Source organism: Pseudomonas sp. S2_C03, assembly GCF_054668405.1.
Genome location: NZ_CP162766.1, coordinates 3,418,986 through 3,445,079, shown reverse-complemented (window position 1 = coordinate 3,445,079; position 26,094 = coordinate 3,418,986). Strand labels below are relative to the sequence as shown.

The following is a 26,094-nucleotide window of genomic DNA, read 5'->3' as shown; positions in this document are numbered from 1 at the left end:
CGTCTATTACGTACGTTTGGCGAAATGTAGTGGTAAAGACAAAATACAGCGGTTTTTTGTTCAAATTCACTGATTATGTAGTGGCAAAACAAGCGGGTGTTACGGAGGGTTACGGACAAGACGACGGTGTCTACGAAAATGAGGGGCCGCTGAAACCCGCGAGTTTACTGGGCTCCAGCGCTGTCATTTTTTTCGTTCGACTCATTTGTTACGGATCGCACGACAGGCGCGCATTGCTACGCGGGTTTCTCGGCGGCATAATGTAGCCCCTTTTTTCTGCCCCTACATGTGGAAGGTTCCCGTGACTCAGAAGCCCGACCAGTGTCTTGGTGAATGGATCGACCGTGAAGCACTCGCAGAAGCGATGATTCCGCTTATCGGTCAGCTCTACCGCAATAACAACGTGGTGAGCTCGATCTATGGCCGCAGCCTGATCAACCGTTCAGTCATCGCGATTCTCAAAGCTCACCGCTTTGCTCGTCACCGCCAGTCCGACGACACCGAACTGTCCGTCCACGAAACATTCCCGTTGATCAAGGCGATGAGCGAGCTCAAGCTCGGCGCCGCTTCGGTTGACCTGGGCAAGTTGGCCGCCAAATTCAAAGCCGAAGGCAATGGCCGTACTGCCGAGCAGTTCGTCCGCGAAGAGCTGGCCGATGTAGTAGGCCAGCAGAACGCCTCGGCTCGCAAAGGCACCGACGTTGTCCTCTACGGCTTCGGTCGTATCGGCCGTCTGCTGGCGCGGATCCTGATCGAGAAAACCGGTGGTGGCGACGGCCTGCGCCTGCGCGCCATCGTCGTGCGCAAGGGGGCCGAGAATGACCTGGTCAAGCGTGCCAGCCTCTTGCGCCGCGATTCGGTCCATGGTCCGTTCGATGGCACCATCACCATTGATGAAGCCAACAACACCATCACCGCCAACGGCAACCTGATTCAGGTGATCTACGCCAAGAGCCCGGCCGAAGTCGACTACACCCAGTACGGCATCGAAAACGCCCTGATCGTCGACAACACCGGTGTATGGCGTGACGCCGACGGCCTGGGCCAGCACCTGGCCTGCCCGGGTGCTGCCCGTGTGATCCTCACCGCACCTGGCAAGGGCGCGCTGAAGAACATCGTGCACGGCATCAACCATGGCGAAATCAGCCCAGACGACAAGATCATCTCGGCGGCTTCCTGCACCACCAACGCCATCGTGCCGGTGCTCAAGGCAGTCAACGACAAGTTCGGCATCGTCAACGGCCACGTCGAAACCGTTCACTCGTTCACCAACGACCAGAACCTGATCGACAACTTCCACAAGGGCAGCCGTCGTGGCCGCGCCGCGCCACTGAACATGGTGATCACCGAGACCGGTGCCGCCACCGCAGCCGCCAAGGCGCTGCCAGTGCTCAAGGGCAAGCTGACCGGTAACGCGATCCGTGTTCCTACGCCGAACGTGTCGATGGCCATCCTGAACCTGAACCTGGAAAAGGCCACCACCCGCGACGAAATCAACGAGTACCTGCGCCAGATGGCCATGCACTCGGACCTGCACAAGCAGATCGACTACGTCAGCTCCCAGGAAGTGGTCTCCACCGACTTCGTTGGCTCGCGCCACGCAGGTGTAGTGGACGCTGAAGCGACCATCACCCAGGATAACCGCGTTGTGCTGTACGTCTGGTACGACAACGAATTCGGTTACAGCTGCCAGGTGGTGCGCGTGATGGAAGACATGGCCGGTGTGAACCCGCCTGCATTCCCACGCTAAGCACTCGCTGCACATGAAAACGCCCCGGCCTTGGCCGGGGCGTTTTTGTTTGTGGGAGGGGCGCCTGTACCCTGTAGGAGCGAGCATGTCGAGGCGTCGAACCGTCGCGATGGTGTCATGAGCGCCGCTGGGCATCAGGTAGCCAGCGTTATTGTTGACGACCATCGCGAGCGAGCTCGCTCCTACAGGAGTGGGGGGATCAGGCTGTGCCGACGGTCGCCATGCGCAACGCATGACGGTTCCCACGGAACAGCACCAATGTGGCAATCAAGCCCAGTACCGCGGCGCCAGTTAGCCAGATCCCCGGCGCCGCTTTGTTATCCAGTACATGAATCAGGTAAGTACAGGCCGCCGGCGTAAAACCGCCGAACGTCGCGGTCGCCAGACTGTAAGCCAGGGAGAAGCCCGTGGTCCGCACGTGCACCGGCATGATTTCCGTCAGTGCCACGACCATCGCGCCGTTGTATGAGCCATACAGGAACGACAACCACAACTCGACAATCAACAAGTGGCTGAAGCTGGGATTCGCCACCAGCCACGACAGCGCCGGGTAGGCGGTGAGAATCGCCAGGATGGTTGCCGCCAGCAGCAGGGGCTTGCGTCCGACCTTGTCGGACACGGCGCCCATCACCGGCAGCCAGAAAAAGTTCGACAGGCCGATGCACACGGTCACCAGCAAGGCGTCCATGTCCGACAGGTGCAGTTCGGCCTTGCCGAAGGTCGGTGTGTAGGCAGTGATCAGGTAGAACGACACCGTGGTCATCACCACCAGGGCCATGCCGGCGATGACAATGCCGAAGTTCTGACCGATCGAGCGGATGACTTCCGCCAGGCTGGGGCGGTGTTTTCGTGCCTGGAATTCCGGTGTTTCCTCCAGTGAGCGACGAATCACGAAAATCACCGGCACGATCATGCAGCCGATCAGAAACGGCACACGCCAACCCCATTCACCCATCTGTTCCGGGCTCAGCCAATGGTTCAGGCCAACGCCGAGCAGACCGGCGAACACCACGGCGGCCTGCTGGCTGGCAGACTGCCAACTCACAAAAAAGCCTTTGCGACCTGGTGTGGAAATCTCGGCAAGGTATACCGACACGCCGCCAAGCTCTACGCCGGCGGAGAAGCCTTGCAGCAGGCGGCCAAACAGAACGATCAGAGGCGCGGCGACGCCCAGGGTGGCATAGCCCGGCACGCAAGCGATCAGCACGGTACCGGCCGCCATCATGGCCAGGGTGATGATCAGGCCCTGGCGCCGGCCGTGGCGGTCGATGTAGGCACCGAGGAAAATCGCCCCCAAGGGACGCATGAGGAAGCCGGCGCCAAAGGTGGCCAGCGATAGCATCAGGGATGCAAAAGCACTGTCGGCAGGGAAGAAGGTTTTGGCGATGGCCGTGGCGTAGAAGCCGTAGACCATAAAGTCGAACATCTCGAGAAAATTACCGCTGACAACGCGAAAAATCGCTTTGCCTTTGCCCGTATTCGAGGACATGGGAATGCACTCACTCTTGTCTGTCTGATCGGAAATCCCTGATGTAGACGTGTTCCCCCCATCACCTGTGCGGTGAATTCCCTTGGTGGGCGAGTTGTAACAATATGTGTATAAAGATCGTTAGGCAACAACTGGTTAGCTTGCTGCTTAAGCGTTTCAGTCGTCGTCGGATCAAGGTGAGGAGGGCTGGCTTGTCGCATAATGCCGGGCATGGGTGGTGTGTCCGGAATCAAAGCGGGGAGCGCAGCAAGTGTTGAATGGGTGGCAGGGTCTCGGTTTTTTATTGCTTGGCGCGTTGTCGGGCTGCGGCAACGGCGACTCCATGGAAGGTTTTGGCGGCCCGACCATGGGCAGCACCTATTCAATCAAGTACCTGCGTCATGCCGATCTGCCCAAGCCGGCAGAGGTCCAGGCCGAGGTGGAAAAAATCCTCGCCGAGGTGGACCGGCAAATGTCGACTTATCGCAGCGATTCCGACATCGAGCGTTTCAACGATCGACCGGCCAACACCTGTCAGGCCATGCCCGCGCCCGTGCTGGAACTGGTTCGGGTGGGTGAGCAGTTGTCTGCGCAAAGCGACGGCTCATTCGATCTGACGGTGGAACCTCTGCTCGATCTTTGGGGCTTCGGCCCCCAGGCTCGCGGTGAAAAGGTCCCGAGCGCCGAGGCGCTGGCTGACGCACGACAGCGTGTGGGTCATCAGCACCTGCGCATCGATGGCGATCAGTTGTGCAAGGATGCGGCCGTCGAAGTCGACTTCAACAGTATCGCAGCGGGATACGCGGTTGACCGTATCGCTGCGAGGCTCGAAGCCATGGGCATCCGCAACTATCTCGCTGAAGCCACGGGCGAACTCAAGGCTTCGGGCAGGAAACTCGACGGCTCGGCGTGGCATGTCGCCCTGGAGGAACCTCGGGACGATCAGCAGGTGGCGCAACGGATCATCGCCGTCGACGGGTTGGGTGTGTCGACGTCTGGCGACTACCGCAACTATTTCGAGCAAGATGGCCGGCGCTATTCCCACACCTTCGATGCTCGCACCGGTGCGCCGGTCTCACACACGCTGGCGTCGGTCACGGTGATTAATCCTTCGGCGTTGTTGGCCGATGGACTGTCGACACTGCTGCTGATTCTCGGCCCGGAGCGTGGTTGGGACTACGCGGAAAAACATGATATCGGCGCATTTTTTGTGATTCGTGCCGATACAGGTTTCGTCACACGCACCAGTCAGGCTTTTGAACGCCTCATTGGCGCAAAAACCGAGTGATCAAAGTACTGAAGACTGGCGTTGTAGTGCAGGCAAAACTAGCCTACGACGCGACCAAGGGTTAATGTGCCCGGCGTTGACGCTTCTATAGACTGTGTCCGGGTTCTGCACTGGCCCCAAATTGTTCCTTCACGCCGCCGACCGGCGTGATTTAGCCGCAGGCGCACAGCGCCGCGGCCTGTTCTGAGGAGTACGCATGGCTGTCTACAACTACGACGTGGTGGTACTGGGTTCCGGCCCGGCGGGAGAAGGCGCGGCAATGAACGCCGCCAAGGCAGGGCGCAAGGTGGCCATGGTCGACAGCCGTCGTCAGGTCGGCGGTAACTGCACCCACTTGGGCACCATCCCGTCCAAGGCCCTGCGTCACTCGGTCCGGCAGATCATGCAGTTCAACACCAACCCGATGTTCCGGGCCATCGGCGAACCGCGCTGGTTCTCCTTCCCGGACGTGTTGAAAAGCGCCGAGAAAGTCATTTCCAAGCAGGTTGCCTCCCGCACCGGCTACTACGCCCGTAACCGTGTCGACGTGTTCTTCGGCACCGGTAGCTTCGCCGACGAGCAAACCATAGAAGTGGTCTGCGCCAACGGCGTAGTGGAAAAACTGGTGGCCAAGCACATCATCATTGCCACTGGCTCGCGCCCGTATCGCCCGGCGGACATCGACTTCCACCACCCGCGTATCTACGATAGCGACACCATCCTCAGCCTCGGTCACACCCCGCGTAAACTCATCGTCTACGGCGCTGGCGTGATCGGTTGCGAATACGCCTCCATCTTCAGCGGTCTGGGCGTGCTGGTTGAACTGGTAGACAACCGTGGCCAGTTGCTGAGCTTCCTCGACTCGGAAATTTCCCAGGCACTGAGCTACCACTTCAGCAACAACAACATCACCGTTCGCCACAACGAAGACTACGACCGTGTCGAAGGCGTGGACAACGGCGTGATCCTGCACCTCAAGTCCGGCAAGAAGATCAAGGCCGACGCCTTGCTCTGGTGTAACGGCCGTACTGGCAACACCGACCAGTTGGGCCTGGAAAACATCGGCGTGAAGGTCAACAGCCGTGGCCAGATCGAAGTTGACGAGGCTTACCGAACCTGTGTGCCGAACATCTACGGCGCAGGCGATGTGATCGGCTGGCCAAGCCTGGCCAGTGCCGCCCACGACCAGGGCCGTTCGGCCGCTGGCAGCATCGTCGAGAACGGCAGCTGGCGTTTCGTCAACGACGTTCCGACCGGCATCTACACCATTCCCGAGATCAGTTCGATCGGCAAGAACGAGCAGGAACTGACCCAGGCCAAGGTGCCATACGAAGTGGGCAAGGCGTTCTTCAAGGGCATGGCACGTGCGCAGATCGCCGGCGAGCCGCAAGGCATGCTCAAGATCCTGTTCCACCGTGAGACCCTGGAAGTGCTGGGTGTTCACTGCTTCGGTTACCAGGCCTCGGAAATCGTCCACATCGGTCAGGCCATCATGAACCAGCCGGGCGAACTGAACACGTTGAAGTACTTCGTCAACACGACGTTCAACTACCCGACCATGGCCGAAGCCTATCGGGTCGCGGCGTACGACGGCCTCAACCGGCTTTTTGAGCGGCTCCGGCCGGTGGCCTGAGCCGGCCGGGGAGACCGATTTCAGCAATTCTCGAGGGTGGCAGTGGCCAAACCGGGAAAGTCTGTAATCAGGCTGTCAACGCCGAAGTCGGCGAGTCTGCGCATCAGCGCGGGCTCGTTGACGGTCCACACCGACACATGCAGCCCCTGACGCTGCGCCTTCTGCAGGCGTTCCGGCGTACACAGGGTCCAGTTCAGCGCCAGATACTCACAGCCATAGCTCGCCGCGACCTTCAACGGGTCGAGCCAGGCGTATTCGGCCACCAGCCCGCGCGACACATCCGGCACCAGGTCCAGCGCGGCTTTGAGCACTTCCCGTGAGCTCGAGGTGATCGTCACCTTGTCGAGCAGGCCGAAACGCTGGGCCATCTCGCGAATCGCCAGCACCGTGGTCGCGGCGCGGGTGCGTGAAGCGCTTTTGACTTCCAGTTGCCAGTGCTCGAAGGCGCATTTTTCGAACAGCTCCTCCAGTGTTGGAATCGGGCAGGGTTTGATCCAGCCCGGGCCACCCTTGCGCGCGTCGTATGTCACCAGTTCCGCAGCGGTGTGCTCGACCACCTTGCCGCGCCGGTCGGTGGTGCGCTTGAGCGTCGGGTCGTGGATGACCATCAGCTCGTTGTCCATGGACAGGTGCAGGTCGAGTTCGCAGCGGCGCACGCCGTGCTTGAGGCATTCCTGAAAGCTGGTCAGGGTGTTTTCCGGTGCTTCGCCCTTGGCGCCGCGATGGCCGTAGATGAGGGTCACGGTTCTTCCTTAAGTTAAATGCCTGATTCTTGTTCGCGGGCCAGGCGTCGTTCCTGGGCCTGCTTTTGCAAAATGTAGCGGGCGAGCAGTTGGCGCTGGGCATCGGTAGGGCGTTCGAACTCGGTGCCGACATCGAAGCCGTCGCCCTTGGGGTCGCAATGTGTGACACGGGCGCGCAGCAACAAGCCAAGGGCCTGCGGCATCAACACCAGTTTGATCGACAGGTGGGCGCCAGTGGCAATGGGGGTCGGATGCTGGAAGTCGATGCCACCCTCGGAGATGATCACCGGTTGTGGCTCGCCGATCTGGCCGAGCACGGTGAGGGCCACCACCTGGCTGAGCAGGTCGATGCGTTTGTTCTGAACCTTGAGGAATGCCGCGAGGTTGCGGTCGCGCTCGCTGATCTGGCGCAACAGGTGCTGCGACTCGAATTCGCTCAGGTGCAGTTCGCTGAGCAGGTTGAAGAGTGGGGAAGCATCCTGCAACACTTCCTGGGCTGCGGCTTCGGGAGCGGACAGGGGCCGAATTTCCAGTGCGATCGTGTCCTCGATACGGTAGTATTCGCGGCGATCTTCTTCATCTAATGTCGACATGGCGAACCCATGGTAGCGGCGGTGGTCTGAGTGTAAAGCTGGTTATCGACCCCCGCCACAAGGACGTTCCTTTTCCCTCCGAACAAGCCCCGACATGTTCAGACCTCTCTTCGTATTCATTGGCACGCGTTACACCCGTGCAAAGCGTCGCAATCACTTTGTGTCGTTCATTTCCCTGACTTCGATGATCGGTCTCGCCCTGGGCGTGATCGTGATGATCGTTGTGCTGTCGGTGATGAACGGCTTCGATCACGAGATGCGTACCCGCGTGCTGGGCATGGTGCCCCACGCGACCATCGAGTCCAGCGAGCCGATCAGCAACTGGCAGGGCCTGGCCGACAAGGTCAGGCAGAACCCGCAGGTGACGGCCGTTGCGCCATTCACCCAGATGCAGGGCCTGCTGACCAACAACGGCAAGGTCTCCAAGGTACTGCTCAATGCCATCGACCCGGCGCTGGAGCGGCAGGTGTCGATCATCGACAAGTTCATGTTGCAGGGCAAACTCGATGACCTCGAGCCCGGCAGTTTCGGCATCGTCATCGGCGACAAGGCGGCCGCCAAGCTTGGCGCGGCCATTGGCGACAAGCTGACCTTCGTCGCGCCAGAAGTCACCGTGACACCGGCGGGGATGTTCCCGCGCATGAAACGCTTTACCGTGGTCGGCATTTTCCATGTGGGCGCCGGCGAGATCGACGGCTATCTGGGCGTCACCAACCTGCAGGACCTGGCGCGGCTGCACCGCTGGAAGCCGGATCAGGTGCAGGGCATCCGCCTCAAGTTCGAAGACCTTTTCCAGGCGCCGAGCACGGCCTGGAGCATTGCCCAGCAGTTGGGTGAGGATCGTTACTACGCCCGCGATTGGACCCGCACCCACGGTAACCTGTACCAGGCGATCCGCATGGAAAAGGCCATGATCGGCCTGTTGCTTCTGCTGATCGTCGCGGTGGCGGCGTTCAACATCATTTCCACGCTGGTGATGGTGGTGAACGACAAGAAGAGCGACATCGCGATTCTGCGCACCCTGGGCGCCACGCCGCGCACGATCATGGGTATCTTCATGGTGCAGGGCACGGTCATCGGCGTAGTCGGCACATTGATTGGCGCCGTGGTCGGGATCTTCGCCGCGTTGAACGTCAGCGCCGCGATCTCGGCACTCGAAGGCCTGATCGGGCACAAATTCCTCAACGCCGACGTGTATTTCATCGATTACCTGCCCTCGCAAGTGCAGAGCCAGGACGTCGTCATGGTCTGCGCCGCCGCGTTGGTCCTGAGTTTCCTCGCCACCCTGTATCCTGCCTGGCGTGCCGCGCGCACCCAGCCTGCGGAGGCGCTACGTTATGAGTGAGTCGGGCATGAGTGAAAAAGCAATCTTGAGCTGCCGCAACCTGGGCAAGTCCTACGAGGAAGGCCCGGAGTCGGTGCAAGTCCTGGCCAACCTGCAACTGGAGCTGCATCCAGGGGAGCGCGTGGCGATCATCGGCAAATCGGGCTCGGGCAAGAGCACCTTGCTCAATCTGCTCGGTGGCCTCGATACGCCAACCCAGGGCAGCGTCTGGCTCGCTGGCGAAGAGCTTTCGGCGCTGAGTGAGAAGAAGCGTGGCCTGCTGCGTAACCGCGCATTGGGCTTCGTGTATCAGTTTCACCATTTGCTGGCCGAATTCACCGCGTTGGAAAACGTCTGCATGCCGCTGCTGATCGGCAAGACCGCGATCCCCGAAGCGCGCCAACGTGCCAGCGCGCTGCTGGAAAGGGTGGGGCTCGGTCATCGCCTGGAGCACAAGCCGGCCGAGCTGTCCGGTGGCGAGCGCCAGCGCGTGGCCATCGCCCGCGCCCTGGTGAACCGGCCTGGTCTGGTGATGCTCGATGAACCCACCGGTAACCTCGACTTGCACACGGCCGAGGGCATCCAGGATCTGATGCTGGAGTTGAGCACGTCGATGCGCACCGCGTTTCTGGTGGTGACCCACGACATGAACCTGGCTCGCCAGATGGATCGTGTCCTGCACTTGCAGGAAGGTCGCCTGACGCCCATCTGATTGACTGAAACCCGAGGCGCCGAGTGTGCCTCGGGTCTTTTATTTTTATACGGTGCTTCCGCGAATGTTCAGACCGTTATCGATCTATATCGGCACACGCTATACCCGCGCCAAGCGCCGCAATCGCTTTGTGTCCTTCATCTCGATGACCTCGATGATCGGCCTCGCCCTCGGCGTGCTGGCGATGATCGTGGTGTTGTCGGTGATGAACGGCTTCCAGCGCGAAATGAGCTCGCGCATCCTCGGCATGGTGCCCCACGCGACCATCGTCGGCGTGAACCCGATCGACGATTGGCAGCCAGTGGCCGCAGCAGCGATGAAGAACCCGCAAGTGACAGCTGCCGTGCCGTTCACCGAACTGGAAGGCATGCTGTCCTACAAAGGCTCGATGCAGCCGATCCAGGTCAGCGGCGTGGATCCGGCGCTGGAAGGCAAGGTGTCGATCGTCGCCCAGCACATTGTGCAGGGGCGTCTCGATGCGCTGAAGCCGGGTGAATTCGGTGTGGTGATTGGTGAAATCACGGCGCGCCGCTTTCGCTTGAATGTCGGCGACAAGATCACCCTGATCGTGCCGGAAGTCAGCACCGCGCCGGGCGGAATCACCCCCCGCATGCAGCGCCTGAACGTGGTCGGCGTCTTCAAGGTCGGTGCCGAGCTCGATGGCTCCATGGCGCTGATCCACGTCGCCGATGCCGCGCAGATGCAGCATTGGCAACCGAACCAGGTGCAGAGTGTGCGCCTGGCGGTGAAGGATCTGTACGCTGCGCCGAAGGTCTCCAGCGATATTGCCGTTGGCCTGGGCACAGCCTACAAGGCTGACGACTGGACCCACACCCAGGGCAGTCTCTTCAGCGCGATGAAGATGGAAAAAACCATGATTGGCCTGCTGTTGCTGATGATTGTCGCTGTAGCGGCCTTCAACATCATCGCCACGCTGATCATGGTGGTGAACGACAAGGGCGCTGACATCGCGATCCTGCGTACCATCGGCGCCACGCCCCGGCAGATCATGGGGATCTTCATGGTCCAGGGCACGGTGATCGGTGTGGTCGGCACCTTGATCGGCGGTGTTCTCGGAGTGATCGCGGCGCTGAACGTCAGTGAGCTGGTGGGCTGGTTCGAGCGGGTCAGCGGGCAGCACATCTTCAGTTCCGACGTGTACTTCGTCAGCAACCTGCCTTCGGAGCTACAGGGCGGGGATGTGGCATTGATCTGCACGGCGGGGCTGGTGCTGAGCTTCCTGGCGACGGTTTATCCGGCGTGGCGGGCGTCGAAGGTTGAGCCGGCGCATGCGCTCCGATATTCGTAAGCGGTTGAGTTATGTGTTGGCCGGGCCAGTCTCATCGCGGGCAAGCCCGCTCCCACAGTGATCGAGTTGAAGCACGCCCCTGTGGGAGCGGGCTTGCCCGCGAAGAGGCCGGCCGGGCTGGCCTCAATCCCCTTTTGGTAATTCAATCAAGAACCGCGTCCACCCATCCGCTGATTCGCAACGAATCTGTCCACCATGAGCTCGAACGATTGACTCGGTAATCGCCAGCCCCAACCCCGCATGTTCGCTGCTCCCTTCCTGGCGTGCCGGGTCTGCCCTGTAGAACCGGTCGAATAAACGGGGCAGTAAAGCCGCTTCAATACCGGCGCCGCTGTTTTCGACGGTCAGGGTTACGCGCTTGATCTGGTCGACGATCCGCACTCGAACCTCACCGTCTGCCGGCGTAAAGCGCAGCGCGTTATCCAGCAGATTTGACAGCGCTCGCCGCAACATGCCGCGATCACCCTTGATGCGTGCGTTGCCTTCGCGACTCACCATCACCCCGGCGTCCTCGGCCAGCGGTGCAAAAAACTCCAGTAACACATCGGTTTCTTCAGCCAGCTCCAGCGGTTCACGCCTGGGCATCAGCAAGCCGTGGTCAGCCTTCGCCAGGTACAGCATGTCGTTGACCAGTTGCGCCATCCATTGCAGTTCCTCGAGGTTGCTGTGCAGTGCTTCGCGGTAATCCTCGAGGGCGCGCGGGCGGGTGAGGGTGACCTGAGTGTGGGTCAGCAGGTTCGACAGCGGTGTGCGCAGTTCATGGGCGATGTCGGCGGAGAACGCTGAAAGGCGCTGAAAAGAATCGTCGAGGCGTGCGAGCATGGCGTTGAAGTGGTGGGCCAGTTGCGCGAGTTCCGGCGGCATGTCTTCTGCGGGCAAACGCGCGTTGAGCGATTGCGCGCTAACGCCGCGAGCCACTGCACTCATGCGGCGCAAGGGGCGCAACCCGCTGCGCGCCGCCCAGGCACCGAGCAACGCCGTCGCCAGGGCGGACAGGCCGACGGTGAGCCAGATAAGGCGCTGCATGCGTTGCAGAAAGTGCTGGTGATGGGTGATATCCAGCAGCAGCGTCAGATTGGGAGAATCCTTCTTGTCCACGAACAGGGGCGCATTCAGCACACGATAGTCGCTGCCGTTGTCGTTGAGGGTCGATAACCCTGGCGCCTGCGGGAGCCGTTCGGGTACGTCCGCCGAGCTGTCGTACCAGCGCTGGCCATCCGGACCGGTAATGCGCAGGGATAAATCGGCCTGACGGCTCAACTCTTCCGCCAGCCGGGCTTTGCTTTCACTCGATTGCGGGTCATGCAGCGCCCGTCGAAGGCCGATCAGCTTGGCGTCCAGCAGTTGCTGATCCAGTTCAACGAAATGCGCCTCGCTGGCGCGGCTGAACAATACGCCGGCCACCAGCGATACCACGGCGGTGCAGGCTGCGAACAGCAACGCCAGGCGGCTGCTCAAGGACAGTCGGCGCATCAGGCAGGCCGCTCTTCAAGGACGTAACCCATGCCACGCACGGTGTGGATCAGCTTGTTCGGGAACTGGTCATCGATCTTCAGGCGCAAGCGACGGATCGCCACTTCGATGACGTTGGTGTCGCTGTCGAAGTTCATGTCCCAGACCTGGGAGGCGATCAACGACTTGGGCAATACTTCGCCCTGGCGGCGCAGGAGCATTTCCAGCAGGGCGAACTCCTTGGCGGTCAGGTCGATGCGCTGGCCATTGCGTTCGACCCGCCGGCGGATCAGGTCCAGGCGCAGGTCCGCCAGTTGCAGGCTGGTTTCCTGAGGTTGAGCACTGCCTCGGCGCAACAGGCTACGCACTCGTGCCAATAGCTCGGAGAAGGCGAAGGGCTTGACCAGGTAGTCGTCGGCACCGAGTTCGAGGCCGTGGACCCTGTCCTCCACGGCATCTCGCGCTGTCAGAAAAAGTACGGGTGTATCGAGACCTGCGCTGCGCACCGCCTGCAGGATTTGCCAACCATCGCGGCCGGGCAGCATCACATCGAGGATCAGCAATGCGTAGTCACCGCTTAATGCCATCTGCTGACCCGTGTTGCCGTCGGCGACCAGCTCGGTGTTGAACCCGGCCTCGGCCAGGCCCTGGCGCAAATAGAGACCGGTTTTTGCCTGGTCTTCGACGATCAGCAGTTTCATGGACGACTCTGGGTAAAGGATACGAACGCTTTATACCGTGGGCGGTGTCAGCACGGGCCAACCTTACAAAGTTGTAATCTGTCTGTCAGGTTGCGGGCAGCAACGGCAGTTTAGAGTTTTCCTCAGGCTGAACCCTATCTTGTTGGAGTACGACGATGTTTTTACGCAATGTGTTGGCCGCGTGCCTGTTGGCGCTGAGTTCGCCTGTGTGGGCCGCGCCGGGTCACAGCTACGACTTCGGGCAACCGGCACCGGCTGCCAAGGCGACGCGCAGCGTTGAAGTGGTGATGGGCGACATGTCGTTCACGCCCAAGGCCATCGATATCAAGGCGGGTGAGACCGTGCGCTTTGTGTTGGTGAACAAGGGGCAGTTGTTGCACGAATTCAACCTGGGCGACGCAGCGATGCATGCAAAGCACCAGCAGGAAATGCTGAAAATGCAGGAAAACGGCATGTTGACGCCTACGGGTGTGAAGGCAATGGATCACGGCGCCATGACTGCAATGGATCATGGCATGAAGCACGATGACCCCAACAGCGTGCTGGTCGAGCCGGGCAAGACCGCCGAATTGACCTGGACCTTTACCAAGGCAACCAGCCTGGAGTTCGCCTGCAATATTCCGGGCCACTATCAGGCAGGCATGGTGGGCAAATTGACTGTCAGTCAGTAAGCACTCTAAGGCGGGGGCAAAGGCTGATAGAATCCGCTGATTCTTCAGTCAGGTTTCCGCCATGCATCCCGCAGCCGAACACTCGCCGCTGGGCAAATCCAGCGAATACATTGCCACGTACACGCCGTCCCTGCTGTTTCCGATCCCGCGCACCGCGAAATGGGCCGAGCTGGGGCTGACGGCCGAGACTTTGCCGTACAAGGGCGTGGACTTCTGGAACTGCTTTGAGTTGTCGTGGCTGCTGCCGTCGGGCAAGCCGGTGGTGGCCATCGGTGAGTTCAGCATTCCTGCGGACTCTCCGAACATCATCGAATCAAAGTCGTTCAAGTTGTACCTCAATTCCCTGAATCAGACGCCATTCGCCGATACCGCCAGCCTTGAATCGACGCTGGTCAAGGACCTGTCGGCAGCGGCGGGCAAGCCGGTGGGCGTGCGGGTCCGCAGCTTGCGTGAAGTCGAGGCCGAAGGTGTCGTGGCGCTGCCGGGCGTGTGCATTGACGACCTGGATATCAGCGTCAGTAACTACGAGCATCCGCGCCCAGAGCTGCTGCGTTGCGATGATTCGCGGGTTGTCGAGGAAAGCCTTCACAGTCACCTGCTCAAATCCAACTGCCCGGTGACCAGCCAGCCCGACTGGGGCAGCGTGGTGGTCGAATACCGTGGTGCGGCGCTGGATCATGCCAGCCTGCTGGAATACATCGTCAGCTTCCGCCAGCATTCGGACTTCCACGAGCAGTGCGTGGAGCGGATCTTCCTCGACCTGCAACGCTTGTTGAAACCTGCGAAATTGACGGTGTATGCGCGTTATGTGCGCCGTGGCGGGTTGGATATCAATCCGTATCGCAGCACTGAAAGCGTTCAATTGCCGAACCATCGATTGGTCCGCCAGTGACCCGCTGATGGTGGGAGCTAGCCTGCTCCCACCATCACGTTCAGTGGATTGGGATTAATCAGATCCCCATATTGCCCAGCGCCTGGGCGATGTTGCGCAGGGTGCCAGCCAGGGTCGGGTGTTCGAGCTCGAAGCGTTCCACCGCCAGATTGACGCCGTCGGCGAGGCTGGTGTCGGGGGTTTTGGTTTCCAGTTCGAGCTTCAGCTCGATTTGTTGCATCAGTTCGTGCAGGTTCTCGCGCTCGGACTCGGACAGTGGAGGATTCTGTTCCAATTGCTCGCGCAGGGCATTGAGCTGTTCTTGCAGTTCGCGGGCAGGCATGGCGTTCTTCCTTATGTCGATAGGCACTTGCATAGACCGCAGCGGCTCGCCAAAGGTCTATGGCTGACCTTTAGATTAATCCACTCGTGCGCAACCTGCATGATCTCGATCAGGGCTTTTCGCCTTTGCAGCGACGCAGACTGATGTCTGCCAGGCAGGTGTCGAGTTCGCCGAGGTGATCGATTACCGAGTGCACCCCCAGACCGAACAGTTGCACCGTAGCCTTGCCGCGCAGGCGTTCACGTTCCTTCTGGCTCAAGGCATGCCAATCCTTGGGAGCCATCCCGCACAACGAGCCGCAGGACGCCAGGCCAATCGTCCACAACCCGGCGTTCAGGCCGGCCTGCAAGAGTCGTGGTTCGCCGCTGACCAGTACGCAGCCATCCAGTCGCTCGACATTCAACGCCATCAATGCTTGCCAGCAGGCATCCGGCGCCGGCCACGGCCTTATTGTTGCGAGGTGTTGCGATGGTCTGATCCATTCCGGCAGCGCAGTCGCCAGGGATTGGCTGAGGGCAGGGGAGAGTTCGTCGAGCCAGGCGCAGGGTATCTGCTGGCGCTGCAAGCTGAGCAGGCTGTCAAGTGCGCCTGGAGTCATCTCGGCTTGGTCGGCACAATGCACGCCTTGCTGGCGCGTGCGAGCGCCGAAATCCACCAGGCAACCGCTGAGGCCGAACAGGATGGCAGTCAGGTTCGGTGCAGCGAGGGGCAAGGCTTCAGCGTGCGGCATGTCAACGTCCCTGAAATAACGAAAAGACTATGGGACATCGATGACAGTTGAGTGACATTGCTGTGAATGGCTCGCAGTCGTGCGCCAATCACTGTAAGTCATCGCCTACGAGGCTGCATAAATAACTGTTTCCGTCTTATACTTGCCAGCTTGATGCCCGGGCCAAGAGGCCTGCGCCCCGTACAAACCCAAGGAGTTTTTTATGCGCTGGAGCAATCATCTAGCTCAGCTTTGTGTGTGCGCCAGCGTGTTGCTGGTTCCGTTCGTTGCCCAGGCAGCCACGGAAGACGATCCTTGGGAAAGCGTCAATCGTCCGATTTTCGAGTTCAACGACTTCATCGATACCTACGGGCTCAAGCCTCTGGCTCAAGGCTACCAGGCCGTGACCCCGCAGTTCCTCGAAGACGGCATCCACAACATGTATCGCAACGTCGGTGATGTCACCAACCTTGCCAACAACATCCTGCAAGCCAAGCCGGCCGCTGCTGGCGTCGACACGGCGCGCCTGATCTTCAACACCACCTTCGGCCTGCTGGGTTTCTTCGATGTGGGCACCAAGATGGGCCTGAATCGCAGCGACGAAGACTTTGGCCAGACGCTGGGTTACTGGGGGGTCGGAAGCGGCCCATACGTCATGCTGCCGCTGCTGGGTCCAAGCACCGTGCGCGACGCGCCTTCCAAACTCGTCGACAGCTATACTGGCCCTTACCGCTACATCAACGACGTACCGGTGCGAAACTCGATCTTCGCCCTGAATATCGTGGATACACGCGCCAGCCTGCTGTCTAGCGAGAAGCTGATCAGTGGCGACAAGTACACCTTCATTCGTAATGCCTACCTGCAAAACCGCGAGTTCAAAGTGAAGGACGGCCAGGTCGAAGACGATTTCTGATACCGGCCGTAAAAACGACAAAGGCGGCCGACTGGCCGCCTTTGTCCGTTCTGGAATCCGTTATTCCATCTTCAGTATTGTAAGCCCGAGTTTCTGGCCGCCGCCGTCCGGTTCTTTCACCCACACCACTTCGGTATCGGCTTCAAGGCCCCTGAGCGCGGCGTGATCGGATTCGATTCGCACGCTGAGGCGGTCGCCAACCGCAAATGAACGAGGCGCCTCGACTTGCATGCCACTGCTGGAAAGGTCGATGCAGACGGCTGCAACCTCATCTCCCTGATGGATCAGCGCGACATCGGCATCGACCCGCATACGGATGAAATCCCGCTTTTCGCTGTAGTCCCGATCGGTTCGACTCATGGGCTTGGTCCTTCCATTGGGTTACGGTTTTGCCTGTTCTTATAACTCCCGGTGATTTGACAAGTAAAGACGTCAAGCGACCATCGGCGCAAGCTTGAAACGCCCCGCGGATGGGAGTACCGTCTGCGCCTTAGAAGGGCACCTCTGGTGTGCCAGCGAGTAGGGTCCATGCCCGAAAGCGGTGCGGCAGAGAGGCTAGAAAGCGAATCCAGTAGTGTGAGCCGGGACATTTCCCTGCCTGCTACGCCAACCTAATTCTGGCGCCGTTTGCCCACATGCCAAAAACCAGTGCCACGCTGCTGATAATCGATGATGACGAAGTAGTGCGCGCGAGCCTCGCCGCCTATTTGGAAGACAGTGGTTTCAGCGTCTTGCAGGCCAGCAACGGCCAGCAGGGTCTACAGGTATTCGAGCAAGACAAGCCCGACTTGGTCATCTGCGATCTGCGCATGCCGCAGATGGGCGGTCTCGAACTCATCCGCCAGGTCACCGAGCGCTCGCCACAAACCCCGGTCATCGTGGTGTCCGGCGCTGGCGTGATGAACGATGCGGTCGAGGCGCTGCGCCTGGGCGCGGCGGATTACCTGATCAAGCCTCTCGAAGATCTGGCCGTGCTCGAGCATTCCGTGCGTCGGGCCCTGGATCGCGCACGGCTGCTGCTGGAAAACCAGCGCTATCGCGAGAAGCTGGAAAAGGCCAACCGCGAACTCGAAGCCAGCCTGAACCTGCTCCAGGAAGACCAGAATGCCGGTCGCCAGGTGCAGATGAACATGCTGCCGGTCAGTCCCTGGACCACCGACGAGTTCAAGTTCGCCCACCAGATCATCCCGTCGCTGTACCTGTCGGGTGATTTCGTCGACTACTTCCGGGTCGATGAGCGTCGGGTCGCGTTCTACCTGGCGGACGTTTCCGGGCATGGCGCTTCTTCAGCCTTCGTCACCGTGCTGCTGAAGTTCATGACCACGCGCTTGCTGTTCGAGTCCAAGCGCAACGGCACATTGCCGGAGTTCAAGCCTTCCGAGGTCCTTGGCCATATCAACCGGGGCCTGATCAGTTGTAAGCTGGGTAAACACGTCACGATGGTCGGTGGTGTCATCGACGAGGAGACAGGTTTGTTGACCTATAGCATCGGCGGTCATTTGCCGTTGCCTGTGTTGTACACGCCAGAGAGTGTCCGTTATCTGGAAGGGCGTGGGCTGCCGGTGGGGCTCTTCAACGAGGCCACCTACGAAGACCACGTGCTGGAGCTGCCGTCGACGTTCAGCCTGACGCTGATGTCTGATGGCATTCTGGACCTTTTGCCAGAACCTACACTCAAAGAGAAAGAAGCGGCCTTGCCCCAACGGGTCAAGACAGCGGGCGGCACCCTGGATGGGCTGCGGCAGGTTTTTGGATTGGCCACGCTAGGGGAGATGCCGGATGATATCGCCCTGTTGGTGTTGAGCAGGAATCTTCAATGAGTACCGGTAGAATCCAGTTCGCCGAGCAGGACGGCACCTTCGTCCTGAAGTTCGTCGGTGAAGTTCGCCTGACCCTGTGTTCGGCGTTGGATGCGACTATTGAGCGGATCTTCACGGCGTTGAACTTCAACGCGATCGTGATCGACCTGACCGAAACCCGCAGCATCGACAGCACCACCCTTGGCCTGCTGGCCAAGCTGTCGATCCTGTCGCGGCAGAAGGTCGGCCTGCTGCCGACCGTTGTCACCACCCACGAAGACATCACCCGGCTGTTGCAGTCCATGGGCTTCGAGCAGGTGTTCAACATCGTCGACAAACCCGTGCCATGCCCGGAGTGCCTGGACGATCTGCCCGATCAGGATCAATCCGAAGAAGTGGTGCGGATCAAGGTGCTCGAAGCGCACAAGATCCTCATGGGGCTCAACGATTCCAATCGCGAAGCGTTCCATGACCTGGTGAACGCGCTGGAGCGGCGCTGATCCAGGACCTCTGTAGGAGCGATGGTGGCCCCGACACAGCGGGGTTTCAGACATCCCGCGTAATCGTTGGCCTCCATCGCGAGCAAGCTCGCTCCTACAGGGATGGCGCCAGCCGATCCACCTCATGACCCAACGGCCACAAAAAAGGGCGAACCCACCAGGGTTCGCCCTTTTTGCATGGCTACAGATCAGCTCACAGCTTGGCCTGCAACAGCGCCTCGAGCTTCTCCTGATCCCGGGCGAACTGACGAATACCTTCGGCCAGTTTCTCGGTTGCCATTGCGTCCTCGTTGGACAACCAGCGGAATTGCGCTTCGTTGAGGCTCAGGCGCGCTTCGCCGGCATTGCCCGGCACCAGTTTGCGTTCCAGCTTGCCGGTGTCCGCCGCCAGCTTGTCGATCAGGTCGGGGCTGATGGTCAGGCGGTCACAGCCGGCCAATTGCTCGATCTGGTTCAGGTTACGGAAGCTGGCACCCATGACCACGGTCTTGTAGTCATTGGACTTGTAGTAGTTGTAGATGCGCGTCACCGACTGTACGCCCGGATCATCGGCGCCGGTGTAGTCGTTGCCGTTGGCTTTCTTGTACCAGTCGTAGATTCGGCCCACGAATGGCGAAATCAGGAACACACCCGCATCGGCACACGCCGCCGCCTGGGCGAACGAGAACAGCAAGGTCAGGTTGGTCTGGATGCCTTCTTTTTCCAGAATCTCGGCAGCGCGAATGCCTTCCCAGGTGGACGCGATCTTGATCAGTACGCGATCACGGCCAATGCCGGCCTTGTCGTACAGCTCGATCAGGCGGTGCGCACGCTTGAGCATGGCGTCCGTGTCGAACGACAGGCGCGCATCCACTTCGGTGGAGATGCGTCCAGGGATGACTTTCAGAATTTGCTGACCCACCGCAACGCCAAAGCGGTCGCTGGCCAGGCCTACATCACCTTTGCAGTCGCTGACACATTCATTCAGCAGATCGGCATAGCCGGCAATGGCTGCGGCCTTGAGCAGCAGCGAGGGGTTGGTAGTTGCGTCCACCGGCTTGACGCGGGTGATTGCATCCAGGTCGCCGGTATCGGCAACCACGGTGGTCATCTGTTTGAGTTGTTCCAGCTTGGAAGTCATGAGCGTGCTCTGTCCTATGGGTCCAATGACATTACCCGAGCGCTGACAGCCACTCAAGGGTGCATGTACGTATCGAAGGCCCCGGCGGCAACAACCTGAAAAACGGCTGTTTGAATGGCGGGGCGAGGTGTCGATAAATACGATGACAAAACCGCGTACAGGTTCAATGCGAGCGACGGCGAGCGTGATCGTGCCTACCGTCCTTCCAGCAACTGCGCCGCCTGATCGAGCAACGCCAGGGGCTCTTTCGTCTTGTGGATATCCACCGACAGCAACTGGCGGAACTTGCGTGCACCCGGAAAGCCGGTGCCCAACCCCAGCACATGGCGGGTGATGTGGTGCATCGACCCGCCCGCATCAAGGTGCGCCGCAATATAAGGTCGCAACTGCGCCAGCGCCTCGGCCCGGCTGATGATCGGTGCCGTGCTGCCGAACAGTTGCTGATCCACTTCGGCCAACAGATAAGGATTGTGATACGCCTCGCGGCCCAGCATCACACCGTCGAACGTCTGCAAATGCTCGCGGCAGGCCTCCAGCGTCTTGATCCCGCCGTTGAGAATGATCTCCAGCTCCGGAAAATCCGCTTTAAGGCGCGCCGCCACGTCATAACGCAACGGTGGAATGTCCCGGTTCTCCTTGGGCGACAACCCTTCCAGAATCGCAATCCGCGCATGCACGGTAAAACTCGTGCACCCGGCCTCCCTAACCGTACCGACGAAATCACACAACTGCTCGTAACTGTCGCGCCCATTGATGCCGATGCGATGCTTGACCGTCACCGGAATCGACACCGCATCACGCATGGCCTTCACGCAATCGGCCACCAACTGCGGATGCCCCATCAACACCGCGCCAATCATATTGTTCTGCACCCGATCACTGGGGCAGCCGACATTCAGGTTCACTTCGTCGTAGCCATGCTCCTGCGCCATGCGCGCACAGGCCGCCAGGTCCAACGGCACACTGCCGCCCAGTTGCAGGGCAAGCGGATGCTCGGCTTCGTCGTGGCGCAGGAAACGCTCGTGATCACCGTTGAGCAGGGCACCGGTGGTGACCATTTCGGTGTAGAGCAGGGCGTTTTTGGAGAGCAGGCGCAGGAAGTAGCGGCAGTGTCTGTCTGTCCAGTCCATCATGGGTGCAACGGAAAACCGCCGAGACAGCGTAGAGCTTGAATTTACTGCAGATGTAGCTGATTTCTGTACCATTTTGCTCTACGTGTTCAATGCCAGTTTTCGGGGGTAAATGGGCGTTTTTGAGAGGTCATTGGTACAATGTACCAACACCTTTCACAATTGTACCAGTTGACCATGGCCACGATCAGAGCACGGAAACGCACCGACGGCAGCATCAGTTACACGGCACAGATACGCCTGTTTCGCGATGGGGCGCAAGTTTACCAAGAGAGTCAGACCTTTGCCCGAAAACAGGCCGCCCAGGCCTGGGTTCGAAAGCGGGAGACCGAACTGGACCAACCTGGCGCTATCGAACGGGCAAACCGCCAATGCGCAACGGTCAAAGAAATGATCGACCGTTACCTGGTCGAAATGGAAAAGGTCCGCCCATTGGGCAAAACCAAACTGGCGACGCTCAAGGCGATCAGTGAGTCGTACCTGGGAAGACTCAACGACCAAGAGATCAACAGTCAGCAGTTGGTGGAGTATGCGCTGTGGCGCATGGGCAAGGAGGGTGGGGCCGTCCAACCTCAGACGGCCGGTAACGATCTCGCCCACCTCGGTGCTGTGCTTTCGATTGCTCGGCCTGCGTGGGGTTATGAGGTTAACCCGCACGCAATGGCGGACGCCCGAAAGGTGCTGAAGAAGCTCGGCTACAACATGAAAAGTCGAGAGCGCGACCGACGTCCGACCCTGGATGAGCTGGATAAACTTCTGACCCACTTTCGTGGGATTCAAGCCCGCCGACCCACGTCGATCAACATGCTCAAGATGACTGCGTTTGCTTTGTTCTCAACGCGTCGCCAGGAGGAGATTACGCGCATTCAATGGGCGGATCTGGACGAGCAAGGCCAACGAGTGTTGGTGCGCGACATGAAGAATCCTGGTCAGAAGATCGGCAACGATGTCTGGTGTCATTTGCCGCCCGAGGCCTGGGCGATTCTTCAAACAATGCCAAAGTCGCTCCCCGAGATCTTTCCCTATAGCGCTGAATCCGTGTCCACGTCCTGGAGCCGCGCTTGCAAGATCTTGGGCATTGAGAATCTTCACTTCCATGACTTGCGCCATGAAGGTGTTAGCCGTTTGTTCGAGATGGATTGGGATATCCCCCGAGTCGCTAGCGTTTCAGGGCACAGGGATTGGAATTCGATGCGTCGTTACACCCATCTGCGTGGTCGGGGTGACGTGTACGCCAATTGGAAGTGGTTGAAGAAAGTTCTACTGGCGCCCGTAAAATTGGGCGCCAGGACGCTCAAATAAATTAGCTACTGCGTGGCGCGCTGTTCAACTGATTGCTTTCTTTTACGGCGGCAGCGCGCTGGGCATCCAAGTATTCGGAAAGGTCCGCGATGTGAATTCCTTTTGCGCTTTTCTGGCTCGGTTCCATGCGCGTGATAGGGATTTTGATTTGTCCTGCCCCCCACTTTGCGTTGGAACATCTCCGTGGTGAGATGAGTGAAGTAATCCTTACACACACGATCCAGAGGAATCACCACTTGGCCATCATATTGGGCCATCAATACAAACAACGTTTTCATAGCGCGTCTCCTTGGCAAACATCCGACCGAAAATCGGTGCCACATACCTCCAGGGCGTAGCAGGCTAAGTGATCGCCAACGCAAAATGAGTTCGTGGTAGCCTCGGCGACACCGCCATTTTGGATTTGAGCTTGCATGGTTCTCTCCTTTCAGTGGTGGTCGGCGTCGAGGGGTTGCAGCCCCTCGGCGCCATCTTTTTTTACTTGGCGAGCCAAATCAGGACGTCAGGTACCTGAATCGCCGTGATAGCGATCAGTACGATGGTTACGATCGTGCTGATCAGGTTGCTCAAGAACTCCCTGCTGCCTCGATGGGCTGTTTCGTTGGTGCGCTGCATGGTTCTCTCCTTTCAGTGTTGGCCGGTTGCAGCCGGCGTTACATGTCGCTGTCTGGCTTTCGCACCAGGTACAGCTCCAAACCTTCAAATTCGTTGCTGTCCTCACTGCTCGATTGCCAATCCAGTACCGCCTGGATCTGCTGTCGCGAGCAGCTCAGTACCAAAATCTCGCGCTGACCGTTCGTTGCGCGCACTTCCAGGATGTCAACGAGGCCATCAGCACCGTAGGCGTCGGCCTGTACGGTTTTCCGGTGATCGTTGCCCATCTGGCGCATCACTTCGGTGACGCGGTCCTGTAGGTTTGCCGCTGTGCCATTGCAGGCGAGTATTTGAATTTGCATTCGTCTGTCCTGTCGGCGATCCGCAATCACGCGTTAAAAATCCAGCACTTCACAATGGGTTGTTTCGTGATGGTGGCGTTGGAGTGCTTGGCCTGGTGAGCACGTACCGCGCTGTCGGTTGCCTTGTTCGTGTCGATCAACTTCCGAGATCGGGAGTCCTTGAGGCGCTCCCTCAGTTCGCTGATGTCGGCAACTTTCTGGCGGTGCTCGGCCGCGCACTTGACGAAGTCGTTTAAGTTGATCGCGATGGTGTGGTCTTTCTTGCTGTGGTTGACCACCGGGCCGTCAGCGTCCAGGCCTTCGAGGTATTCGTAGACTTCCCAAAACTCAGCCACTACCGGGTGATCCGAGCTGATCGAGGATTGACGCTCGATTGCCATGCGGATGATTTGGGTGCGGGTATGGCTGATTTGTGGCTCGCTGAGGGGGATGACCAGGCGCAGGCAATCGAGCAAGGCGAGCAGCTGGGCGTGGTTCTTGTTGATCCGCTCCACACGGATGTAGCCGCGTAGCTTGTTGCCGCAATGGCCACAATCGCTCTGTTCATCTTTGAATGGCGTTTCGCACGCGAAACAGTGGCTGTGAAGGGTACGCAGCTTGGCTTCGTAACCGGGCATGCGGCTGGCGAACAGCTCCAGCACCTCTGACTCTTTGCGTACCGCCTGCAGCAGGAAGTTGCTGAGCTTTGCGCCTTCAAGGGAGTTGAGCAGGTCCGCCGCCGCACGGCTTTCAGCCGTCACGGTTGGCCGCACAAAGTGCAGCTTCACGATCCTGGTCATGATCGCCTCGGAAGCCACAACAGGTGCGTTCTGACTGATGGCGATCGTGGCGCGAAAGGGCGGCTCGTAGGTTTCGTTGCCGGCAGTTTTTACACCCTTGGTTGCGAGCGTGCCGCCGCCGTAGTAGTCCTTCAACTCGTCCCATTCGAACGTTTTGGCGTGCGCCTTATCGTCGCCGCTACGGTCCGACTCCAGCAGCACGACTGGCATGCCGGAGATCTGGCCCATCAGGCGGCTACGGCCAGCCTTGGTGGATTTGGATGGGTCGAAGCCTTCGTAACCTTCGCGGCCCAACAATTTCCACAGCAAGGTGAGCAGGGTGGTTTTACCGGCGCCGGCCTCTCCGGTGGCTTCCAGGAAAGGGAACGACTGATACCGAGCTCGGATCTGCTCTGCGAACAGCGAGCCGAACCAGAAGGTCAGCGCCACGGTGCCTTGAGCGCCGAAGCATTGCCAAAGCAAGTCCAGCCAGCGCACGTCGTAGTCTTTGGCGTCCTTCTGCAGCGCGATCTTCACGCCTTTTTGGAGGCTTTTGAGCTTCAACTTACCCATCTCGAAGAATTCCTCTTCGTTGATGGTGATTAGCTGGCCGTCGCGAATGGCGACGTCGTTGAAAACGTAGCAGCCGTACTCTCTGCTGTAGCCCACATAGTCGATAGTTTGAACGGTTTTGATGCCGAAAAGCTGGTCTTTCATGATCTTGTCCAACTGTTGTCCACTGCCGGTGAACACGGCTCCGGCACCCATGCCGAGAAGTCTTTTTTGAATTCACTGGCTGCTGCGACTTGGCCACCGGTGAAGGTGTTTTTCACCGAGCCGCCGTCGTGGGGAAAGTCGACGCGGAAGAAGTACCAGGACTCGTCGGTAATCTCGTTGCGCTGGAAATACAGGGCTTTGGGGTAGCAGTTGGCGATCTCGACCACGCAGCCGGACATGCGTAGCGCCTTGGCGCGGCGTGCCTTGTCATTCAGTTGTTGGTCTTCATGGTTGTCGCTGGCATCCAGTGCCTGCATGGCGCTGTTGAACTTCGAGATGTCCAACTTCCACCAGTACAGGCGGGAGTCGAAACCGAAGTGAAACTCTTCACGCTCACGCCACTGGTACATGAGCAAGGCTTTCTCTACAGCGCTCTCTGCAATCAGCAGGGCGCCGTGGTGCTTGGCGTCGTCCAGCTCCTTGTCGATCCGCTGGGTACGGGCTTCGACGTCATCCATGAATGCCCAGCGCTGATGCAGATCGTTCCAGTCGACTTTGCGGGAGTCGGGTTGTGGGATCTGCGCAGCCTCGCATGTGAAGCCAAGGTCACGCGCCTGACGGACCCACATGCGGGTGTATTTGTGCGCACCTGGTTCGTTGTCCAATGCCCAAATCAATTTCGGCGTTTTGCCGGCGCGAGAGGTGATCAGGGCTTTCAGTGATTCTTCTGGATAGGCGTTCGAGGAAAGTGCAGCAACAGCGGGGATGCCGTTTTGCACCAGGGCAATGGCGTCGAAGATGCCTTCAACAATCCATAGTTCATCTACCTGCAGAAGATCGACGCAGGGCGGCACCCACCAAAACCCCTTGTAGCTTTCACCGGGTTTAAATCGCGCCTTCTTCTTGCCGAAACGGTTCGGTTTGTCGATGAGGCGTTCCCAGTAGCCGCCCTTGTCGAGTGGAAAGCGAACAGTGGCCGAGCCGATGTTCAGATCCCGATCAAAGTAATGATCTTGGGAGTACCAGCCTTCAATCTGGCCAATGTCGAAGCCGCGGGCGAAGGTCAAGTAGGCCTTGGCGCTGGCAGCGGGCTGGTCGTCGGTGGCCGGTGCGCGTTTGCTCCAGTCGTCGAAGAGGTCGCTGTACAGCTCTTTGACTGGTTCCATATAGCGGCATTTCTGCTCACGGCCGCAGCGGATGAACCACGGCTCGTCGTAGCGGGAAAATAGCCGCCGCTGGTTGCACTGGGGGCAGGTCCCTTTACGCATGTATTGCGTGCCGGCCATATGCTGCAGACCGAAGTCAGCCTCGAGCCGCTGCAGTACATCAGCGCGCAGTTGGTGGTCCATGGTC

Annotated in this window: 24 protein-coding genes and 2 pseudogenes; 12 read left to right on the top strand and 14 right to left on the bottom strand. The window is 59.5% G+C overall.

Features of this window, described 5'->3' with window-relative positions:
• Positions 1-286 precede the first annotated feature (286 nt).
• Complete coding sequence (locus tag AB4N64_RS15915) at positions 287-1,750, top strand: glyceraldehyde-3-phosphate dehydrogenase (RefSeq protein ID WP_460116860.1); 1,464 nt, start codon at positions 287-289, stop codon at positions 1,748-1,750.
• Between the two features lie 199 nt (positions 1,751-1,949).
• Here the strand turns inward: AB4N64_RS15915 and tcuC are convergent, their stop codons facing one another.
• Positions 1,950-3,239, bottom strand: coding sequence for a tricarballylate/proton symporter TcuC (tcuC, locus tag AB4N64_RS15910; protein WP_460116858.1), 1,290 nt, complete (start codon positions 3,237-3,239; stop codon positions 1,950-1,952).
• Positions 3,240-3,489: 250 nt separating this feature from the next.
• Between tcuC and AB4N64_RS15905 the strand changes: the two genes are divergently transcribed.
• Together AB4N64_RS15905 and sthA are read left to right on the top strand one after the other, a co-directional pair.
• A complete protein-coding gene (locus AB4N64_RS15905; RefSeq protein ID WP_460116856.1) occupies positions 3,490-4,506 on the top strand; it encodes an FAD:protein FMN transferase in 1,017 nt (338 codons plus the stop codon).
• A 196-nt stretch (positions 4,507-4,702) separates the two neighbouring features.
• Positions 4,703-6,118 carry a Si-specific NAD(P)(+) transhydrogenase gene (gene sthA, locus AB4N64_RS15900; RefSeq protein ID WP_460116855.1) on the top strand — a complete coding sequence of 472 codons (1,416 nt, stop codon included), beginning with the start codon at positions 4,703-4,705 and terminating at the stop codon, positions 6,116-6,118.
• Between the two features lie 20 nt (positions 6,119-6,138).
• Here the strand turns inward: sthA and AB4N64_RS15895 are convergent, their stop codons facing one another.
• Both AB4N64_RS15895 and AB4N64_RS15890 read right to left on the bottom strand, forming a co-directional pair.
• A complete protein-coding gene (locus AB4N64_RS15895; RefSeq protein WP_368553611.1) occupies positions 6,139-6,861 on the bottom strand; it encodes a glycerophosphodiester phosphodiesterase in 723 nt (240 codons plus the stop codon).
• 14 nt (positions 6,862-6,875) lie between these two features.
• Positions 6,876-7,454, bottom strand: coding sequence for a PilZ domain-containing protein (locus AB4N64_RS15890; protein WP_460116853.1), 579 nt, complete (start codon positions 7,452-7,454; stop codon positions 6,876-6,878).
• Positions 7,455-7,548: 94 nt separating this feature from the next.
• Between AB4N64_RS15890 and AB4N64_RS15885 the strand changes: the two genes are divergently transcribed.
• From AB4N64_RS15885 to AB4N64_RS15875, 3 genes are all read left to right on the top strand, one after another.
• Positions 7,549-8,799: a lipoprotein-releasing ABC transporter permease subunit gene (locus tag AB4N64_RS15885; RefSeq protein WP_460116850.1), complete on the top strand. Its 1,251-nt coding sequence runs from the start codon at positions 7,549-7,551 to the stop codon at positions 8,797-8,799.
• Between the two features lie 7 nt (positions 8,800-8,806).
• On the top strand, positions 8,807-9,490 hold the full coding sequence (gene lolD, locus AB4N64_RS15880) for a lipoprotein-releasing ABC transporter ATP-binding protein LolD (protein ID WP_460116848.1): 684 nt from the start codon (positions 8,807-8,809) through the stop codon (positions 9,488-9,490).
• Positions 9,491-9,554: 64 nt separating this feature from the next.
• The gene (locus AB4N64_RS15875; RefSeq protein ID WP_460116847.1) at positions 9,555-10,799 is read left to right on the top strand and encodes a lipoprotein-releasing ABC transporter permease subunit; all 1,245 of its coding nucleotides are present in this window, start codon (positions 9,555-9,557) and stop codon (positions 10,797-10,799) included.
• A gap of 123 nt (positions 10,800-10,922) precedes the next feature.
• On the opposite strand, the gene AB4N64_RS15870 is transcribed toward AB4N64_RS15875, so the two are convergent.
• On the bottom strand, positions 10,923-12,272 hold the full coding sequence (locus tag AB4N64_RS15870) for a heavy metal sensor histidine kinase (RefSeq protein WP_460116845.1): 1,350 nt from the start codon (positions 12,270-12,272) through the stop codon (positions 10,923-10,925).
• Entirely contained in the window at positions 12,272-12,952 is a 681-nt protein-coding gene (locus tag AB4N64_RS15865; RefSeq protein WP_460116843.1) for a heavy metal response regulator transcription factor, read from the bottom strand. The genes AB4N64_RS15870 and AB4N64_RS15865 overlap by 1 nt, the downstream gene beginning before the upstream one ends.
• A 155-nt stretch (positions 12,953-13,107) precedes the next feature.
• On the opposite strand from AB4N64_RS15865, the gene copI reads away from it, so the two are divergent.
• Positions 13,108-13,623 carry a copper-resistant cuproprotein CopI gene (copI, locus tag AB4N64_RS15860; protein WP_460116841.1) on the top strand — a complete coding sequence of 172 codons (516 nt, stop codon included), beginning with the start codon at positions 13,108-13,110 and terminating at the stop codon, positions 13,621-13,623.
• Between the two features lie 61 nt (positions 13,624-13,684).
• Positions 13,685-14,515, top strand: coding sequence for an NADPH-dependent 7-cyano-7-deazaguanine reductase QueF (queF, locus tag AB4N64_RS15855; RefSeq protein WP_460116840.1), 831 nt, complete (start codon positions 13,685-13,687; stop codon positions 14,513-14,515).
• Positions 14,516-14,573: 58 nt separating this feature from the next.
• Here the strand turns inward: queF and AB4N64_RS15850 are convergent, their stop codons facing one another.
• Positions 14,574-14,837 carry a DUF4404 family protein gene (locus tag AB4N64_RS15850; protein WP_460116838.1) on the bottom strand — a complete coding sequence of 88 codons (264 nt, stop codon included), beginning with the start codon at positions 14,835-14,837 and terminating at the stop codon, positions 14,574-14,576.
• 109 nt (positions 14,838-14,946) lie between these two features.
• Positions 14,947-15,567: an HAD family phosphatase gene (locus AB4N64_RS15845; RefSeq protein ID WP_460116836.1), complete on the bottom strand. Its 621-nt coding sequence runs from the start codon at positions 15,565-15,567 to the stop codon at positions 14,947-14,949.
• A 202-nt stretch (positions 15,568-15,769) separates the two neighbouring features.
• On the opposite strand from AB4N64_RS15845, the gene AB4N64_RS15840 reads away from it, so the two are divergent.
• Positions 15,770-16,459 (top strand): MlaA family lipoprotein, encoded by a 690-nt coding sequence (locus tag AB4N64_RS15840; protein ID WP_460116834.1) that lies wholly within the window; start codon positions 15,770-15,772, stop codon positions 16,457-16,459.
• 60 nt (positions 16,460-16,519) lie between these two features.
• Here the strand turns inward: AB4N64_RS15840 and AB4N64_RS15835 are convergent, their stop codons facing one another.
• Positions 16,520-16,819, bottom strand: a complete 300-nt coding sequence (locus tag AB4N64_RS15835) for a PilZ domain-containing protein (RefSeq protein ID WP_460116832.1) — start codon at positions 16,817-16,819, stop codon at positions 16,520-16,522.
• A gap of 275 nt (positions 16,820-17,094) precedes the next feature.
• Between AB4N64_RS15835 and rssB the strand changes: the two genes are divergently transcribed.
• Both rssB and rssC read left to right on the top strand, forming a co-directional pair.
• Positions 17,095-18,279: a two-component system response regulator RssB gene (gene rssB / locus AB4N64_RS15830; RefSeq protein ID WP_460116831.1), complete on the top strand. Its 1,185-nt coding sequence runs from the start codon at positions 17,095-17,097 to the stop codon at positions 18,277-18,279.
• The gene (gene rssC / locus AB4N64_RS15825; RefSeq protein ID WP_460116829.1) at positions 18,276-18,758 is read left to right on the top strand and encodes an anti-sigma factor antagonist RssC; all 483 of its coding nucleotides are present in this window, start codon (positions 18,276-18,278) and stop codon (positions 18,756-18,758) included. The genes rssB and rssC overlap by 4 nt, the downstream gene beginning before the upstream one ends.
• A 193-nt stretch (positions 18,759-18,951) precedes the next feature.
• On the opposite strand, the gene tal is transcribed toward rssC, so the two are convergent.
• Together tal and dusA are read right to left on the bottom strand one after the other, a co-directional pair.
• Positions 18,952-19,878, bottom strand: a complete 927-nt coding sequence (gene tal, locus AB4N64_RS15820) for a transaldolase (RefSeq protein ID WP_460116828.1) — start codon at positions 19,876-19,878, stop codon at positions 18,952-18,954.
• A 194-nt stretch (positions 19,879-20,072) separates the two neighbouring features.
• A complete protein-coding gene (gene dusA / locus AB4N64_RS15815) occupies positions 20,073-21,083 on the bottom strand; it encodes a tRNA dihydrouridine(20/20a) synthase DusA (protein WP_460116826.1) in 1,011 nt (336 codons plus the stop codon).
• Between the two features lie 102 nt (positions 21,084-21,185).
• Between dusA and AB4N64_RS15810 the strand changes: the two genes are divergently transcribed.
• Positions 21,186-22,310, top strand: coding sequence for a site-specific integrase (locus AB4N64_RS15810; RefSeq protein WP_460116825.1), 1,125 nt, complete (start codon positions 21,186-21,188; stop codon positions 22,308-22,310).
• A 1-nt stretch (position 22,311) separates the two neighbouring features.
• On the opposite strand, the pseudogene AB4N64_RS15805 reads toward AB4N64_RS15810, so the two are convergent.
• From AB4N64_RS15805 to AB4N64_RS15790, 4 genes and pseudogenes are all read right to left on the bottom strand, one after another.
• Positions 22,312-22,588 (bottom strand): annotated as a pseudogene (locus AB4N64_RS15805) (pyocin activator PrtN family protein).
• 199 nt (positions 22,589-22,787) lie between these two features.
• Positions 22,788-22,925: a hypothetical protein gene (locus tag AB4N64_RS15800; RefSeq protein ID WP_460116824.1), complete on the bottom strand. Its 138-nt coding sequence runs from the start codon at positions 22,923-22,925 to the stop codon at positions 22,788-22,790.
• Positions 22,926-22,963: 38 nt separating this feature from the next.
• Positions 22,964-23,266, bottom strand: coding sequence for a hypothetical protein (locus AB4N64_RS15795; RefSeq protein WP_460116822.1), 303 nt, complete (start codon positions 23,264-23,266; stop codon positions 22,964-22,966).
• 26 nt (positions 23,267-23,292) lie between these two features.
• Positions 23,293-26,090, bottom strand: a pseudogene (locus tag AB4N64_RS15790) (toprim domain-containing protein).
• Positions 26,091-26,094: the final 4 nt, after the last annotated feature.

Excerpts from the sequence above, each read along its gene's own strand:
- AB4N64_RS15915 (WP_460116860.1), top strand. The coding sequence starts at position 287 with ATGTGGAAGGTTCCCGTGACTCAGAAGCCCGACCAGTGTCTTGGTGAA.
- tcuC (WP_460116858.1), bottom strand. The coding sequence starts at position 3,239 with ATGTCCTCGAATACGGGCAAAGGCAAAGCGATTTTTCGCGTTGTCAGC.
- sthA (WP_460116855.1), top strand. The coding sequence starts at position 4,703 with ATGGCTGTCTACAACTACGACGTGGTGGTACTGGGTTCCGGCCCGGCG.
- AB4N64_RS15890 (WP_460116853.1), bottom strand. The coding sequence starts at position 7,454 with ATGTCGACATTAGATGAAGAAGATCGCCGCGAATACTACCGTATCGAG.
- AB4N64_RS15885 (WP_460116850.1), top strand. The coding sequence starts at position 7,549 with ATGTTCAGACCTCTCTTCGTATTCATTGGCACGCGTTACACCCGTGCA.
- lolD (WP_460116848.1), top strand. The coding sequence starts at position 8,807 with ATGAGTGAAAAAGCAATCTTGAGCTGCCGCAACCTGGGCAAGTCCTAC.
- AB4N64_RS15875 (WP_460116847.1), top strand. The coding sequence starts at position 9,555 with ATGTTCAGACCGTTATCGATCTATATCGGCACACGCTATACCCGCGCC.
- AB4N64_RS15870 (WP_460116845.1), bottom strand. The coding sequence starts at position 12,272 with ATGCGCCGACTGTCCTTGAGCAGCCGCCTGGCGTTGCTGTTCGCAGCC.
- AB4N64_RS15865 (WP_460116843.1), bottom strand. The coding sequence starts at position 12,952 with ATGAAACTGCTGATCGTCGAAGACCAGGCAAAAACCGGTCTCTATTTG.
- copI (WP_460116841.1), top strand. The coding sequence starts at position 13,108 with ATGTTTTTACGCAATGTGTTGGCCGCGTGCCTGTTGGCGCTGAGTTCG.
- queF (WP_460116840.1), top strand. The coding sequence starts at position 13,685 with ATGCATCCCGCAGCCGAACACTCGCCGCTGGGCAAATCCAGCGAATAC.
- AB4N64_RS15850 (WP_460116838.1), bottom strand. The coding sequence starts at position 14,837 with ATGCCTGCCCGCGAACTGCAAGAACAGCTCAATGCCCTGCGCGAGCAA.
- AB4N64_RS15845 (WP_460116836.1), bottom strand. The coding sequence starts at position 15,567 with ATGCCGCACGCTGAAGCCTTGCCCCTCGCTGCACCGAACCTGACTGCC.
- AB4N64_RS15840 (WP_460116834.1), top strand. The coding sequence starts at position 15,770 with ATGCGCTGGAGCAATCATCTAGCTCAGCTTTGTGTGTGCGCCAGCGTG.
- AB4N64_RS15835 (WP_460116832.1), bottom strand. The coding sequence starts at position 16,819 with ATGAGTCGAACCGATCGGGACTACAGCGAAAAGCGGGATTTCATCCGT.
- rssB (WP_460116831.1), top strand. The coding sequence starts at position 17,095 with ATGCCAAAAACCAGTGCCACGCTGCTGATAATCGATGATGACGAAGTA.
- rssC (WP_460116829.1), top strand. The coding sequence starts at position 18,276 with ATGAGTACCGGTAGAATCCAGTTCGCCGAGCAGGACGGCACCTTCGTC.
- tal (WP_460116828.1), bottom strand. The coding sequence starts at position 19,878 with ATGACTTCCAAGCTGGAACAACTCAAACAGATGACCACCGTGGTTGCC.
- dusA (WP_460116826.1), bottom strand. The coding sequence starts at position 21,083 with ATGGTACAGAAATCAGCTACATCTGCAGTAAATTCAAGCTCTACGCTG.
- AB4N64_RS15810 (WP_460116825.1), top strand. The coding sequence starts at position 21,186 with ATGGCCACGATCAGAGCACGGAAACGCACCGACGGCAGCATCAGTTAC.
- AB4N64_RS15800 (WP_460116824.1), bottom strand. The coding sequence starts at position 22,925 with ATGCAGCGCACCAACGAAACAGCCCATCGAGGCAGCAGGGAGTTCTTG.
- AB4N64_RS15795 (WP_460116822.1), bottom strand. The coding sequence starts at position 23,266 with ATGCAAATTCAAATACTCGCCTGCAATGGCACAGCGGCAAACCTACAG.